Origin of the sequence: Bifidobacterium saguinibicoloris, from assembly GCF_019331725.1 — a bacterium.
GTDB classification, from domain to species: domain Bacteria; phylum Actinomycetota; class Actinomycetes; order Actinomycetales; family Bifidobacteriaceae; genus Bifidobacterium; species Bifidobacterium saguinibicoloris.
Window position 1 is genome coordinate 1 of the sequence record NZ_JAHBBF010000009.1, and the last position, 14,804, is coordinate 14,804.

General features: G+C 67.1%; 8 protein-coding genes and 1 pseudogene. 7 read left to right on the forward strand and 2 right to left on the reverse strand.

Annotated features, from left to right (window positions below; all coding sequences use genetic code 11):
• The 4 genes and pseudogenes from KIH78_RS06855 to KIH78_RS06870 form a co-directional block, all read left to right on the forward strand.
• Window positions 1–230, forward strand: a pseudogene (locus KIH78_RS06855) (carbohydrate ABC transporter permease); the annotation flags it as partial.
• Between the two features lie 154 nt (window positions 231–384).
• Window positions 385–2,463: a beta-galactosidase gene (locus tag KIH78_RS06860; protein ID WP_219131759.1), complete on the forward strand. Its 2,079-nt coding sequence runs from the start codon at window positions 385–387 to the stop codon at window positions 2,461–2,463.
• A gap of 383 nt (window positions 2,464–2,846) precedes the next feature.
• Window positions 2,847–4,190: an ABC transporter substrate-binding protein gene (locus KIH78_RS06865; RefSeq protein WP_219131760.1), complete on the forward strand. Its 1,344-nt coding sequence runs from the start codon at window positions 2,847–2,849 to the stop codon at window positions 4,188–4,190.
• A 167-nt stretch (window positions 4,191–4,357) separates the two neighbouring features.
• On the forward strand, window positions 4,358–5,773 hold the full coding sequence (locus KIH78_RS06870; RefSeq protein WP_219131761.1) for an ABC transporter substrate-binding protein: 1,416 nt from the start codon (window positions 4,358–4,360) through the stop codon (window positions 5,771–5,773).
• 33 nt (window positions 5,774–5,806) lie between these two features.
• On the opposite strand, the gene KIH78_RS06875 is transcribed toward KIH78_RS06870, so the two are convergent.
• The gene (locus KIH78_RS06875; RefSeq protein ID WP_214312868.1) at window positions 5,807–6,571 is read right to left on the reverse strand and encodes a type III pantothenate kinase; all 765 of its coding nucleotides are present in this window, start codon (window positions 6,569–6,571) and stop codon (window positions 5,807–5,809) included.
• 118 nt (window positions 6,572–6,689) lie between these two features.
• A complete protein-coding gene (locus KIH78_RS06880; RefSeq protein ID WP_219131762.1) occupies window positions 6,690–8,102 on the reverse strand; it encodes a bifunctional phosphopantothenoylcysteine decarboxylase/phosphopantothenate synthase in 1,413 nt (470 codons plus the stop codon).
• Between the two features lie 280 nt (window positions 8,103–8,382).
• Here KIH78_RS06880 and KIH78_RS06885 point away from each other — a divergent pair, with 280 nt between their 5' ends.
• The 3 genes from KIH78_RS06885 (at window position 8,383) to KIH78_RS06895 (ending at window position 14,687) form a co-directional block, all read left to right on the forward strand.
• A complete protein-coding gene (locus KIH78_RS06885; RefSeq protein WP_219131763.1) occupies window positions 8,383–12,186 on the forward strand; it encodes an SNF2-related protein in 3,804 nt (1,267 codons plus the stop codon).
• Window positions 12,187–12,344: 158 nt separating this feature from the next.
• On the forward strand, window positions 12,345–13,100 hold the full coding sequence (gene dapB, locus KIH78_RS06890) for a 4-hydroxy-tetrahydrodipicolinate reductase (protein WP_219131764.1): 756 nt from the start codon (window positions 12,345–12,347) through the stop codon (window positions 13,098–13,100).
• A 51-nt stretch (window positions 13,101–13,151) separates the two neighbouring features.
• Window positions 13,152–14,687, forward strand: a complete 1,536-nt coding sequence (locus tag KIH78_RS06895) for a tetratricopeptide repeat protein (RefSeq protein ID WP_219131765.1) — start codon at window positions 13,152–13,154, stop codon at window positions 14,685–14,687.
• The last annotated feature ends 117 nt before the right edge of the window (window positions 14,688–14,804 follow it).

Here is a 14,804-nt window from a genome sequence, read left to right on the forward strand (position 1 = left end):
CGTGGAACAACTACTTCCTGCCCCTGATCATGTTGAAGGACGCGGACTGGTATCCGCTGACGATCGGCCTGAACCAGTGGAAGGACCAGGCCTCGACTGCTGGTGGCCAGGCGATCCAGAACCTGGTCATCACGGGGTCGCTGATCACGATCATCCCGTTGGTCATCGCGTTCCTGTGCCTGCAGAAGTACTGGCAGTCCGGCCTCGCCGCCGGCGCCGTCAAGGAATGACCGGCATACGTCCGGTATGGCGGCCGCCATACCGGACGGTCTCCCTCCATCGCCTGTGAATGATGGGCGACGGGCTCCGGCCCGCCGCCCATCATCTCTATCGGTGGATTTCAATCGTTGGCAATGAAGCACAACCCAACCAAAAGGAAAGAACATGACCGAACGTAGAACGTTCAAGTGGCCGCAGCCTCTGGCGGGCGGCAAGCCGCGCATCTGGTACGGCGGCGACTACAACCCGGACCAGTGGCCCGAGGAGACCTGGGACGAGGACATCATCCTGATGAAGGAGGCCGGCGTCAACCTGGTCTCCGTGGCGATCTTCTCGTGGGCGAAGCTGGAGCCGCGCGAGGGCGTGTACGACTTCGCGTGGCTGGACCGTGTCATCGACAAGCTCGGCAAGGCCGGCATCGCCGTCGACCTCGCCTCGGGCACGGCGTCGCCGCCGATGTGGCTGACGCAGGCGCATCCGGAGATCCTGTGGGTGGATGAGCGGGGCGACGTGTGCCAGCCGGGCGCGCGCCAGCATTGGCGCGCCACGAGCCCGGTGTTCCAGGAGTACGCGCTCAGGCTGTGCCGTGCGATGGCCGAACACTACAAGGACAACCCGTATGTGGTGGCGTGGCATGTGAGCAACGAGTACGGGTGCCACAACCGGTTCGACTATTCGCCGGACGCTGAGCGCGCGTTCCGCGCCTGGTGCGAGGATCGCTACAAGACGATCGACGCGGTGAACGAGGCGTGGGGCACGGCGTTCTGGGCGCAGCGGATGAACTCGTTCAGCGAGATCATCCCGCCGCGCTACATCGGCGAGGGGAACTTCATGAACCCGGGCAAGCTGCTGGACTGGAAGCGGTTCAGCTCGGACGCGCTGCAGGACTTCTACCGCGCCGAGCGCGACGCGCTGCTTCAGATCGCGCCGAAGCCCCAGACCACCAACTTCATGGTCTCCGCCGGCGGCACCGGTCTCGACTACGACAAGTGGGGCGCGGACGTGGACTTCGTATCCAACGACCACTACTTCACCCCCGGCGAGGCCCATTTCGACGAGCTGGCGTACTCCGCCTCGCTCGTCGACGGTATCGCGCGCAAGAATCCATGGTTCCTCATGGAGCATTCCACGTCCGCGGTGAACTGGCGTCCCATCAACTACCGGTGCGAACCGGGCGAGCTGGTGCGTGATTCGCTGGCGCATCTGGCGATGGGTGCGGACGCGATCTGCTACTTCCAGTGGCGTCAGTCGAAGGCGGGCGCGGAGAAGTGGCATTCGTCGATGGTGCCGCACGCGGGCCCGGACTCCCAGGTGTTCCGCGATGTGTGCGAACTCGGCGCCGACCTGAACAAGCTCGCCGACGAGGGCCTCCTCGACACCAGACTGGTCAGGTCCAAGGTGGCCGTGGTGTTCGACTACGAGTCCGAGTGGGCCACCGAGCACACCGCCACGCCCACGCAGCAGGTGCGCCACTGGACCGAGCCGCTCGACTGGTTCCGCGCCCTCGCGGACAACGGCATCACCGCAGACGTGGTGCCCGTGCGCGGGAACTGGGACGACTACGAGGCCGTGGTGCTGCCCAGCCTCGCCATCCTCAGCGAGGAGACCTCCCGTCGCGTGCGCGACTACGTGGCGAACGGCGGCAAGCTGTTCGTCACCTACTACACCGGTCTGGTCGACGAACGCGACCATGTGTGGCTCGGCGGCTATCCCGGCTCCATCCGGGACGTCGTCGGCGTGCGCGTCGAGGAATTCGCCGCCATGGGTGACGACTTCCCGGGCGCGATGGATCATCTCGACCTGGACAACGGCGCGACGGCGCACGACTTCGCCGACGTCATCACCTCCGTGGCCGAGACCTGCCGCGTGGTCGCCAAGTTCAAAGCGGACAAGTGGACCGGTCTGGACGGCTCGCCCGCCATCGCCGTCAACGAATACGGCGACGGCAAAGCCGCCTACGTCGGCGCGCGACTCGGGCGTGAGGGTCTCGCCAAGAGCCTGCCCGTACTGCTCGAGGATCTCGGCATCGAGGTTCCGGCCGGCGATGACCGGGACGAGGTGCTGCGCGTCGAACGTGCGGACGACACCGGCGAGAACCACTTCGTGTTCCTGTTCAACCGTACGCACGGCACGGCCGTGGTGGACGTCGAGGGCGAGCCCCTCGTCGCCTCCCTCGCCCAGGTCAACGAGAGCGAGCACACGGCCGCCATCAGTCCCAACGGCGTCCTCGTCGTCAAACTGTGACCTCGTGGCCGGTGCATGGGCAGGTCGTCCTCTTCCCCGGATCGTGGGGAGACAGCGGCCAGCCCTTCGCCGCAGTCGCGTCTGGCCGGAACCGCCCTTGGGCATGCCGGCCGGACGCGTCCGTCCATAACTGAAGAACGACAACTGAAGAACATGCCGTGTTATCGATAACACGCCGAAACACCCAAGCTGGTGGCGAAAAAGCTCGACATGTGTATAATCAATGTTATCGCAACCATCAAAGCGGAACAGGTAGGCAATTCAACCGGTTCTCACAGCCGAGAATCGAAGAGATTCGGTTCGAAGATCGCGGAGATGGAAGCGGCAACCACAAATGTCTTCGGTCGAAATGGAGTCGGCCGAAGGGAAGGAGATAAAGGACGATGAAGTTCACGAACGCCAAGAAGGCCATCGCACTGACCGGTGCGGTCGCTATGCTGGCCAGCCTCGCCGCCTGCGGTTCCGACAACGCCAGCGACCAGCCGGCGCAGGAGAAGGACGCCAAGGAGATTACCGTGTGGGCCTGGGAGCCCACCCTGACCCAGGTCGCCAAGGACTTCACGAAGAAGACCGGCATCAAGGTCAACCTCAAGAACGTCGGCACCAACACCAAGGAATACACCCAGCTGGACAACGCCATCGAGGCCGGCTCCGGCGCCCCGGACGTCGCCCAGGTCGAGTACTACGCCATCCCGCAGTACGCCATCAAGGGCAACCTGCTGGACATCACCGACAAGACCTCCGGCTACGAGGACTTCTACACCCCCGGCCCGTGGGCTTCCGTGCAGTTCTCCGGCAAGGTCTACGGCCTGCCGATGGATTCCGGCCCGATGGCCTTCTTCTACAACAAGGAGGTCTTCGACAAGGCCGGCGTCGACGCCGAGCAGATCAAGACCTGGGATCAGTACTACGATGCCGCCAAGAAGATCCACGCCCTCGGCGACAACTACTACATCACCTCCGACACCGGCGACGCCGGCTTCTTCGACTCCATGACCTGGCTTGCGGGCGCCACCCCGTTCAAGACCTCCTCCGATGGTTCCGAAGTCACCGTCAACCTGACCGGCGACGAGAAGGTCAAGACCTTCACCGACTTCTGGCAGAAGCTCCTCGATGAGGGCCTGCTCGACACCAAGACCACCGGCTGGTCCGAGGATTGGTTCAAGGGCATGGGCGACGGCACCATCGCATCCCTGTTCACCGGCGCCTGGATGCCGGCCAACCTCGCCAACTCCGCTCCGGCTGGCGCCGGCAAGTGGCGCGTCACCCAGATGCCGACCGCTGACGGCTCCGCGACCAACTCCGAGAACGGCGGTTCCTCGCTGGCCATCCTGAAGTCCTCCACCAAGGCCGACGCCGCGTACAAGTTCATCGAGTACGCGAACCACGGCGACGGCGTGGCCACCCGTGTGGCCGGCGGCGCCTTCCCGGCCGACAAGGCCTCCATGGAAGCCGATTCCTTCAAGAACGCCACCACGGTGAAGAACTCCGATGGCGAGGACGTCGACTACTTCGGCGGACAGAAGTACAACGAGGTCCTGGCCCAGGCCGCTGAGAACGTGTCCTCCGACTACCAGTTCCTGCCCTTCGAGGTCAAGGCCCGCACCATCTTCGGCGACTACGTCGGCAAGTCCTACACCGGCGACCAGAAGCTGAGCGACGGCATCGCCGCCTGGCAGAAGGCCCTGCAGGACTACGGCAAGGATCAGGGCTTCACCGTCAAGTGAACCCGACTCCGGTCCGAACCGGACGCGCCGGCGCGGACTGACGCATAACCGAACACGCGAGGCCCCTTGGAGCGATGCACGCATCGCCCCAAGGGGCCTCGTCATTGCGTGTAGACTCGAGACGACGGTACGCAACTGACGGACACAGGCAAGGAGCACGGACGGACATGGCACTGCGCAATCGGATCACCCGCGTCGTCGCATCCCTCGCGGCCATCGCCTCCATCGTCTCCCTCGCCGCCTGCGGACAGGCCGCCGACGACCGCACGCACATCACCGTATGGAGCTGGGAGCCGAGCATGGCCACCGTGGTGGACCGGTTCGAACAGGCCAATCCGGACATCGTCGTGGACCTCAAGGACATCTCCGGCTACGAGAACCTCAACACGGCCATCCAGGACGGTTACGGCATGCCCGACGTCGCCCAGATCGAATATTTTGCGCTCCCGCAATACGCCGTGTCCGGACAGCTGCTCGACCTATCCGACTACGTGGGTGACGACTATCCCGGGTTCTTCTCACCCGGTACCTGGTCGAGCGTGCAGCTCGCCGGACGCGTCTACGGCCTGCCGATGGATTCCGGCCCGATGGCCTTCTTCTACAACAAGGAGGTGTTCGATCAGGTCGGTGTCGACGCCAGCCGGATCAAGACCTGGGACGACTACTACGAGGCCGCCAAGAAGCTCAAGGAGATCGGCGTGTACATCGCCGCGGACGCCGGTGACGCCAGCTTCTACGCGGCCATGATCTGGCTGGCCGGCGGCCGGCCGTTCCACACCAGCGCCGACGGCAAGACCGTCACCGTGGACCTCGCCGGCGACGAAGGCACCGAACGGTTCACCGAATTCTGGCAGAAGATGATCGACGAGGGACTCGTCGACACCCGCCGCACCACATGGTCCGACAGCTGGAAGCGCGCCCTCGGCACCGGCGACGTCGCCTCCGTGTTCTCCGGCGCATGGATGCCGTCCATGCTGCTGTCCAACGTGCTCGGCGCCTCCGGCCTGTGGCGCGTCACGGCCATGCCCACGCCGGACGGCTCGACCACCACGGCGGAGAACGGCGGATCGGCCATGAGCGTCCTCCAATCCACGCGCAAGCCTCGCGCCGCGTACCGGTTCGTCGACTTCGTCACCCACGACAAGGAGGGCATCGGCGCGCGCGTGGACGGAGGCGCGTTCCCCGCCGACCTCGCCACCCTGCAAAGCGAGAGCTTCCTCGACAAGACCACCGTGCGCAACACGGACGGCATCGACATCCCGTACTTCGGCGGCCAGCAGTTCAACCGCGTGCTCGCCGAGGCGGCGGAGAACGTGTCCGTCGGATACCAGTACCTGCCGTTCGAGGTGTACGCGCGCACCGATTTCCGCAACACGGTGGGCAAGGCCTACCGGTGGTCGAGCTCATGGCAGGCGTACAAGAGACGTCAGGAGCAGATCCGCCAGGGCATGAGGGACGAGAACGGCGACCCGCTCCAGCCGCTGGAGAGGCCGGAGGCGAAGGTGAGCCTGCGCAAGGGGCTTTCCGCGTGGCAGGCCGACCTGCGCGAGTACGGCACGAACCAGGGCTTCACCATCGAATAGGAAGCCCCTGAATAGGAAGCCCGCGACGCCGCGTCACACGTTGCGCGAGTAGATGTACGCCATGCCCTTGAAGATGAGGTCCGGATCGTAGATGTCGATGAGGTCCGTGTCGTTCTTGAAGATGCGGCTCAGCCCGCCCGTGGCCACCACGCGGAACGGTTCGTCGATCTCCTTGCGGAACTGGGTGATCGTGCGTTCGATGCCGCCCAGGAACGTGTAGTACAGGCCCGCCTGCATGGCGGTGCGCGTGTTCGTGGCGAGGATCGACTGCGGACGGGTGATCTCCACCTCCGGCAACTGCGCGGTCTGCCCCCACAGCGCCTCGGCGCCGGTGCGGATGCCCGTGGTGATGAACCCGGAGCAGATCGTGCCCTTGGCGTCCACGAAGTTGAACGTGGTGGCGGTGCCGAAATCGGCCACCAGCACCGGTCCGCCGTACGTGTGGTAGGCGCCCGCGCAGTCCGCGATGCAGTCCGATCCGAGCGTCTTCGGATCGTCCAGGCGGATGTTCATGCCGGTCCTGATGCCCGGTCCCACCACCATCGGTTCGAGCCCGAGGAACTTGATGATCGACGAGCGGAACGAGTACATGACCTTCGGCACCACGGAGCAGACGATGACGTCGTCCACGTCCTCCGCCGTGTAGCCTTTGAGCGCGAGGAACTGGGTGATCATCAGCCCGTACTCGTCCGAGGTGTGCGTCGCCTTCGTGGTGATGCGGTACGTGCCGACGATGCGGTCCCGCTCCAGGAATCCGATGACGATGTTCGTGTTGCCGATATCGACGGCCATCAGCATGATGTCTGCTCCTTGGATGTGCTTGAATGCTTCGTTGCGTGTGTCGCGTGTGTCAGGTGTGTTGCGTGTGTCACGTATCGTGCCGCGCCGCCGTATACCGTGCGCGGCATACGGCCGGTCAGCTGTTGCGCAGGGCCGCGAGCCGCAGCATGATGCGCTTCGCCAGCACGGTCTTGTCCATCTTGTCCCAATGCTCGACCTGCGGGGTGCGCGGGTCCGCGATCCCCGGGGTGAGTACGGTGACCACGTTCGTGTCCGTGGCGAAGCCGGCGCCCTCCTCGCGCAGGTTGTTGGCGACGAGCATGTCGCAATGCTTCTCGGCGAGCTTCCTCGCCGCGTTGCGCAGCAGGTGCTCGGTCTCCATCGCGAACCCGCACAGGACCTGCGATCCGTCGTCGCGCTTGCGCCCGCCCGCCCAGGCGAGGATGTCCGGGTTGGCCACGAGCGTGAGCGTGATGGAGTCGCGCCCCGCCTTCTTGATCTTCTCCGGCGCCACGTCGGCCACGCGGAAGTCGCCGACGGCGGCGGCCATCACGGTGATGTCCGCGGAGGCGAACCGTTCCGCCACCGCGTCGAACATGTCCTGTGCGGTGGAGACGTGCACCACGTCCACGTCGGGGGAGTCCGGCGCGGCCAACGCCACCGGTCCGGAGACGAGCGTGACGTGTGCGCCCAGCGCCGCGGCCGATTCCGCCAGCGCGTAGCCCATCTTGCCGGTGGAATGGTTGGTGAGGAACCGCACCGGGTCGAGCGGCTCCTGCGTGGGGCCCGCGGTGACGAGCACGTGCAGGCCGTCGAGCGGGCGTGAGGCGACGGGATCGCCGTCCGTGATGCCGGAATCGGCCGCGGGGACGGCGTCTTCGACGTCCGTCCTCCGGACTGCGTCGCGCCCGGGTTGCGGGACCGCCTGCGTCCGTGCGGTCTGCGGGTTCCGCACGGTCTCGCCGGATGCGTCGCGACCGTGCGCGAGCAGTCCGTCCGCCGCGCGTTCGATGACGTCCGGTTCGGCCATGCGCCCGCGGCCTGTGTCGCCGCACGCCAGCGTGCCCTCGCCCGGTTCGACGATGTTCCAGCCGAGCTCCCGGCAGGTGGCGAGGTTGCGTTGCGTGACGGGATTGTCGTACATGTGCACGTTCATGGCCGGGCACAGGACCTTCGGCCCTTCGTACGCGAGGATGGTGGAGGTGAGGGTGTCGTCGGCGAGTCCGCAGGCGATCCGCGCGATGACGTCGGCGCTCGCCGGCGCCACCACCAGCAGGTCCGCCCAGGAGGCGTCCTTGACGTGGTTGATGGCGGCGGGCGACTGCGGGTTCGCGGCCACATCGCCGGGTACGGCCGGTATGGCCGGGAACATGGCGGTACGGGTGGTCTGGCCGGTGAGCGAGGTGAAGGTGAGCGGGGTGACGAACCGTTCCGCCGCGGCCGTCTCGACCACGCGCACCGTGTGTCCGGCCTTCGTCCAGTCCGAGGCCAGGTGGCATGCCTTGAATGCCGCGATGCTGCCGGTGACCCCGAGAAGAATGTTCGCCATATGCCAAGCCTCCGGCCGGAAATCCTTCCGGCGTGCGCACGCGCGCCGATGCCGCGTGCCGGTCGCCGCGGACCTTCCGTCGACGCCGAGACCAGTATAGCCGCGCGTTGTGGCCGGATCGGTATGGTCGCCGCCGTCTGAGCCGGGGATGGACGGGCGGGACACGCCGGCATGCCGGTAGGGGACGGCTCCGGGCGATATCGCCCGGAGCCGTCCCGCGACGATAGAATGGCGGGGCGGGACGCGGCCGTTCGCGTCCGTCGGGTCTCGCGGAAAGGAGATGCACATGGGCGTGAGCGTGTTCGGGCATGTACCGGGCGATTTCGACGACGTCGGGTTCGACGACGGCCCGATCTCCGGATTCCCTGCGTTCGGCGACGGTCCGGCCGAAGTCGATCCGTGGAGCGACGGCGCGTGGGGGAGCGGCGGCATGCGGCGGTCCGGCGCACGCCGGGGCCGCGGCGGGCAACGGCCCATCGACCGGTCCTTCATGGACGACCTGATGACCGACCTCAAGTACGAGGCGGACGCCGCGACGGTGTCACGCGCCCGGGTCATCGCGCGTCGTGTCGCCTCGATGATGGACTCGCTGACCTACGACCGGGACGAAGGCGGCGCGGTCACCATCTCCGGACGCGTGCACGGCACCACCAGCCCCACGAGCCGGTACACGGTGAACGTGTACATCGGCGGGCAGGATGCGGTGGTCTCCGGCGGGGGATGCACGTGCCCCGCATACCGCCGCGGCTACGTGGTCTGCAAGCACATGGCGGCGCTCGTCATCGCGTTCGCGGGCCGGCCCGAGATGTTCGCGGGATTCACGGCACGGCCGGCGCACGCCTCTTCGGCGGATCTGCTGGCCGTGATGCGGGCCATCGACGAACAGGACGAGCAGGAGCGGGACGCGAAACGCCGTGAGACCATCGCCCGCGCCGGCACGTCGGACGCGCGCGGCGGCGGCGAGGCGCGGCCGGTGGTGGCGCCCGGACAGGTCGAACTGCTGCCCACGCTGCGCCGCGTGAACGGATGGAACGTCTGGTTCCGCATCGGCGCGGGCGGCGGCTCCTCCTATGTGCTCAAGACGATCTCCGGCCTGCTGGACGACGTGCGCGCCCGCCGATACCACGAATACGGCAGGAAGCTCGCGTTCACGCATACCCCTTCCATGTTCGACGAGCGTTCGCGGCGGCTCCTGTCCTTCCTCGGGGGCGTCGAGGACGTGCGCCGCGCCACCGACCTGCAGGACATCCGGTACGGCAGATTCGGCGCCGTCACCATCGACCGCTACCTGACGTTGGCGGACAGCGAGACGGCCCGGTTGCTCGACATCATGGACGGCGGCCGTATGGACCTCGTGCTGGACGCATGGTACGACAATTCGCCGGCCACGGTGGACGTCGGCGGGGACGCGCCGTTCGCCATGCCGCTGGTGTCCATGAGACGCATCAACGGCAAGCAGGGCGTGGACGGATATGCGCTCAGCGGCGAACCCACCGTGGACTCCGTCATCACGGGCGATCACGGCGCCTGGCTGCTCATGCCGCCCGGCGAGAAACGGGGCGCCACGGTGACGCGGTCCGCGCGGAGCCGGCTGACGTACCGGAACGACGTGCACGTCAGCGCCGCCGGATACCGCTTCGTCCGTTGCCCCGAAACGCTCGAACCATACGCGGACCTGCTGCCCGTGCTCTGCGGCGGGACGGAGACGACCATCGCGTTCGACGACGCGCCGCTGTTCGCGCGCACCCTCCTGCCCAGGATGATGGACTCCGGGCTCCTGCCCGCCGGCAACGTGCCGAAGGAGATCGAACTGCTGCGTCCCGTCGAATGCGAACCCGAGTTCTACCTCGACCGGGACGAGCACGGCCTGACCTGCGTGGCGAAGGCCCGCTACGGGGAACGGGAGACCGTCATCGTGCCCCAGCGCGGCGGCGACTTCGCCTCCGGCGTGACGCCGATGGTCGGCGCCGGCCACGACTTCGGCGCCGAACGCATGATCATGGACCTCGTCCGCGCCTACTTCACCATCGACGCGCCCACCGCCCCCGGACGCATCGGCCGCGACGAGACCACGCGCATCGTGGCCCTGTTCGACAAGGGGCTGCCCGCCCTGCGGCAGGCCGGCAAAGTGTTCACCACACCCGCGTTCGACCGCATGCTCGCCCCCAAGCCGCCCACCGTGAAGGTGGGATTGTCCGTCAAATCCAATCTGGTGGAGATCTCGCCCATCGCCGACGAGGTGCCGCCGGACGAGGTGGGCTCGCTGCTCGCCTCATACCGCAGACGCCAACGCTTCCACCGGCTCAGGGACGGCACGCTCGTCAACCTCGAAGGCGCCCGGCTCGATGCGCTGGACCATCTGGCCGATGACCTCGACCTGAGCGAGGATGAGCTCAACGGGGGAGCCGTCACCCTGCCCGGCATGCAGGCGTTCCTCCTCGACGGCGAACTCGCCGGGACGGACGTCGAGAAGGAACCCTCGTTCATGGCGTACGTGGACGAGCTCACGCACATCGACCCGGCCGCCTACGAGGTGCCCGAACCCCTGCGCGGCGTTCTGCGCCCCTATCAGGAGGACGGCTACCGTTGGCTGCGCACCCTGTGCGACAAAGGCTTCGGCGGCATCCTCGCCGACGAGATGGGCCTGGGCAAATCCGTGCAGCTCATCGCGCTGCTGGAGGGGCTGCGATCCGCGGACGCCTCCTTGCCCTCGCTCATCGTGTGCCCCGCCTCGCTCGTCTACAACTGGGTCGCCGAATTCGCCAAATTCGCGCCGGACATCCGCGCGGTGGCCGTCGCCGGTACCAAGACCGAACGCCGCGCCGCCATCGCCCGGTACGCGCCGGCCGGGGAACAGGGCGACGGCGGCGAAGGCGACGGCCATGACGGTACGGACGCCGACCGGGACGCCGCGCCCGCCGTACTCGTCACCTCCTACGACCTGCTGCGCCGGGATGTGGACGACTACGCCGGGCGCCGGTTCTCCGTGATGGCCCTCGACGAGGCGCAGGTCATCAAGAACCACACCACCAAGATCGCGAAAGCCGTCAAGACCATCGAAGCCGACCACCGCATCGCCCTGACCGGCACGCCCATCGAGAACCGGCTGAGCGAGCTGTGGAGCATCTTCGACTTCCTCATGCCCGGCCTCCTCGGCTCCTACAAACGCTTCCACGAACGCTACGAACTGCCCATCGCCAACGGGCGCGCCGCGGACGCCGCCAGCGAACAGGGACGGGCCGCCGCCCGCATCAACCCCGAAAGCGAACAGGTGGCCCGGCGCCTCCAGGCGCTCGTCGGCGTCTTCATCAAGCGCAGGCTCAAAAGCCAGGTGCTCACCGACCTGCCGGACAAGATCGAGACGACGATCACCGTCCAGCTGGAAGGCGAGCAGCGCAAGCTCTACGCCGCTCACGAGCAGCGCCTGCGCCGACAGCTCGAACACAAGGACGACGGCGACTTCAACACGTCCAAGATCCAGATCCTCGCCGAACTGACCAAACTGCGGCAGATCTGCTGCGACCCGCGCCTCCTGTACGCCGACGCCAAGGACCGCTCCGCCAAGCTCGCGGCCATCGAGGAGCTCGTGGACAGCTGCATGTCCGAAGGCAAGAAGGCGCTCGTCTTCTCCCAGTTCACCAGCTATCTCGAACTCATCGCCGCACGGCTCAACCAACACGGCATCCGCCACTACACCATCGACGGGTCCACGCCGAAGAAACGCCGGCTCGAACTCGTCGACCGGTTCAACGCGGACTCCACGCCCGTGTTCCTCATCTCCCTCAAGGCGGGCAACACCGGGCTGAACCTCGTGGGCGCCAGCGTGGTCATCCACGCCGACCCCTGGTGGAACGCCGCAGCCCAGAACCAGGCCACCGACCGCGTACACCGCATCGGCCAGACCAGGGACGTGGACGTCTACCAGATCGTCGCCAAGGACACCATCGAGGAACGCATCCTCGAACTGCAGCACACCAAAAGCGAACTGGCCAGACAATTCACCGACGCCTCCGCGCTCGCCGAGGCCGCGCCCGCCTCCATCGCCTCCCTCACCAGGGACGACCTGCTTGGACTGCTGACATGAACGCCGGCACACCGCCCGTGGAACGGACGCGCACCGGGCAAAACGGAAATGATAGGCTCGACACGGATGCGACGCCCCGCACGCCACGGGCGGACGGGACGCCCGCGGATGAACGGTACGACGCCGGCATGACGCCGGTGCAACGGAAAGGAACGGACATGATCAGGGTTTCGGTCGTCGGCGCCAAGGGACGCATGGGATCGCACGTGGTGGACGCGGTGAACAGCGCCCCGGACACGCAGCTTGCGCTCGCGCTCGACGCAGGCGACGACCTCACCGCCATCACGCCGGACAACACCGACGTCGTCGTCGAATTCACCGTGCCGTCCGTAAGCCTCACGAACGTGCTCGCCCTCGTCGCCCAAGGCGTCGACGTGGTCGTCGGCACCACCGGCTGGACCGAGGAGAAGCTCGCGCAGGTGCGCGAGGCGCTCGCCGCCGGTCCGCGTCCGGACACGCAGAAGGTGTTCATCGCGCCGAACTTCGCGATCTCCGCCGTGCTCGCCGATTACTTCTCCACGCAGGCCGCAAAGTACTTCGAATCCGTCGAGGTCATCGAACTGCACCATCCGAACAAGGTGGACGCCCCCTCCGGCACCGCCATCCACACCGCCGAGGGCATCGCGGCCGCCCGCAAGGCCGCCGGCCTCGGCCCCGTGCCGGACAACACCCAGACCGACGGCGGCTCGCGCGGCCAGGTCGTCGACGGCATCCACGTCCACGCCGTGCGCCTGCGGGGACTCAACGCCCACGAGGAGGTGCTCTTCGGCAACGCCGGCGAGCAGCTCGTCATCCGCGCCGACAGCTTCGACCGCGGCTCGTTCATGCCCGGCGTGCTCCTCGCCGTCCGCAAGCTCGCCGGCGACGCGCCCGCGGGACTCACCGTCGGACTCGACAAGTTCCTCGACCTGTGAACGGCGCCGGACGGCGGCGGATGGTCAACGGCATTTAGGGAAGGACCGATCATGAGCGACGATACCGACGATATCCAGGACCTGATGCGGCGTGCGCAGGCCGGCGACGCGGAGGCGCAGCTCGAACTGGGCCGATGCTACGCGACGGGCGACGGCGTGCCCCAGGATAACGCGGCGGCCCTGCACTGGCATCTGGCCGCCGCCCAGCAGGGATACGCGCAGGCCCAGTGGATGCTCGGGGCGATCTACGCGTACGGCTTGTTGGGCATGGCCGAGGACATGCAGCAGGCGCGGCAGTGGTACGCCAAGTCCGCCCAGCAGGGATTCGTCAATGCACAGTTCGCGCTCGGTGATTGCTACGCCTATGGCGACGGTGTCGAACAGGATTGGGCCGAAGCGGTGACATGGTACCGCGCGGCGGCCGAGCAGGGACTGGACGAGGCACAGAAGAGGACCGGCGACTGCTACGCGCAGGGACAAGGCGTCGAACAGGACTACGCGCAGGCGGTGTCCTGGTACCGTGAGGCCGCCGAACAGGACTACGCCGACGCACAATGCGCCCTGGGCAGCTGCTACTACGGCGGTTATGGCGTGCCGCAGGACTACGCGCAGGCGGTCGTCTGGTTCACCAAGGCCGCCGAGCAGGGGAACGCCGTCGCCCAATCGCTGCTCGGCGACTGCTATGCGCAAGGACAAGGCGTCGGACAGGATGACGCCCAGGCGGTCGCATGGTATCGCAAGGCCGCGGAGAATGATGAGCCGGACGCCCAATACACGCTCGGCGTGCTGTACCGGGACGGCGCCGGCGTGCCGCAGGACTACGCGCAGGCGGCGGACTGGTATCGAAAGGCCGCGGAGAACGGCCATGCACGCGCCCAATTCACGCTTGGTGCGGTGTATGAGACAGGCAAAGGCGTGCCGCAGGATTATGCGCAGGCCGCGGATTGGTATCGCAGGGCTGCGGAGAACGGTGATACGGACGCTCCTTTCCTGCTCGGACTGATGTATCAGGAAGGCCGTGGCATGCCGCAGGACGACGCCCAGGCGTTCACTTGGTTCGAACGGGCCGCGCGGCAGGGCAACCTCGACGCGCAGGTCATGATGGGATCATGTTATGCGAACGGCATCGGCGTGGCGGAGGATTGGCACCAGGCGGCGGATTGGTACCGCAGGGCCGCGGAACAGGGGAATGCCGTCGCCCAATGGACCCTCGGCGTCTTCTGCATGGAAGGAGCCGGCGTGCCGCAGGATGACGTCCAGGCGGTGCATTGGCTGACCGCGGCCGTCGAACAGGACTACGCCAACGCGAAGGCGAGTCTGGGGGACTGCTACGCGCAGGGCAGAGGCGTGCCGGTGGACGTGGCGAAGGCCGTCGATCTGTATCGTGAGGCCCGGCAGGAGGGCGTCGACCTCACGCCGGAGCAGCTGCGGCTGATCAACCCGCCGCAGCCGTCCCTCCCGCCGCGTCCGGCGGTCCCCGCTCCGCAGGCTCCGCAAGCGCAGCAGGTCCCGCAGCCGCAACCCGCGGCCCAGCCCCAACAGCAGCAGCCCAAGCGCGGCGGCCTGTTCTCGAGGTTGTTCCGCTGATTGGGATGCTCCGGAACGTATCTCCGGAGCATCCCATGGTCCGCGCCATGAGAGGACGCCCATGACGCGGACCAGCGTCCGCCGCGCATCCATGCGCCCGCGGACGGCCCCCATACG

Excerpts from the sequence above, each read along its gene's own strand:
- KIH78_RS06860 (WP_219131759.1), top strand. The coding sequence starts at position 385 with ATGACCGAACGTAGAACGTTCAAGTGGCCGCAGCCTCTGGCGGGCGGC.
- KIH78_RS06865 (WP_219131760.1), top strand. The coding sequence starts at position 2,847 with ATGAAGTTCACGAACGCCAAGAAGGCCATCGCACTGACCGGTGCGGTC.
- KIH78_RS06870 (WP_219131761.1), top strand. The coding sequence starts at position 4,358 with ATGGCACTGCGCAATCGGATCACCCGCGTCGTCGCATCCCTCGCGGCC.
- KIH78_RS06875 (WP_214312868.1), bottom strand. The coding sequence starts at position 6,571 with ATGCTGATGGCCGTCGATATCGGCAACACGAACATCGTCATCGGATTC.
- KIH78_RS06880 (WP_219131762.1), bottom strand. The coding sequence starts at position 8,102 with ATGGCGAACATTCTTCTCGGGGTCACCGGCAGCATCGCGGCATTCAAG.
- KIH78_RS06885 (WP_219131763.1), top strand. The coding sequence starts at position 8,383 with ATGCACATGGGCGTGAGCGTGTTCGGGCATGTACCGGGCGATTTCGAC.
- dapB (WP_219131764.1), top strand. The coding sequence starts at position 12,345 with ATGATCAGGGTTTCGGTCGTCGGCGCCAAGGGACGCATGGGATCGCAC.
- KIH78_RS06895 (WP_219131765.1), top strand. The coding sequence starts at position 13,152 with ATGAGCGACGATACCGACGATATCCAGGACCTGATGCGGCGTGCGCAG.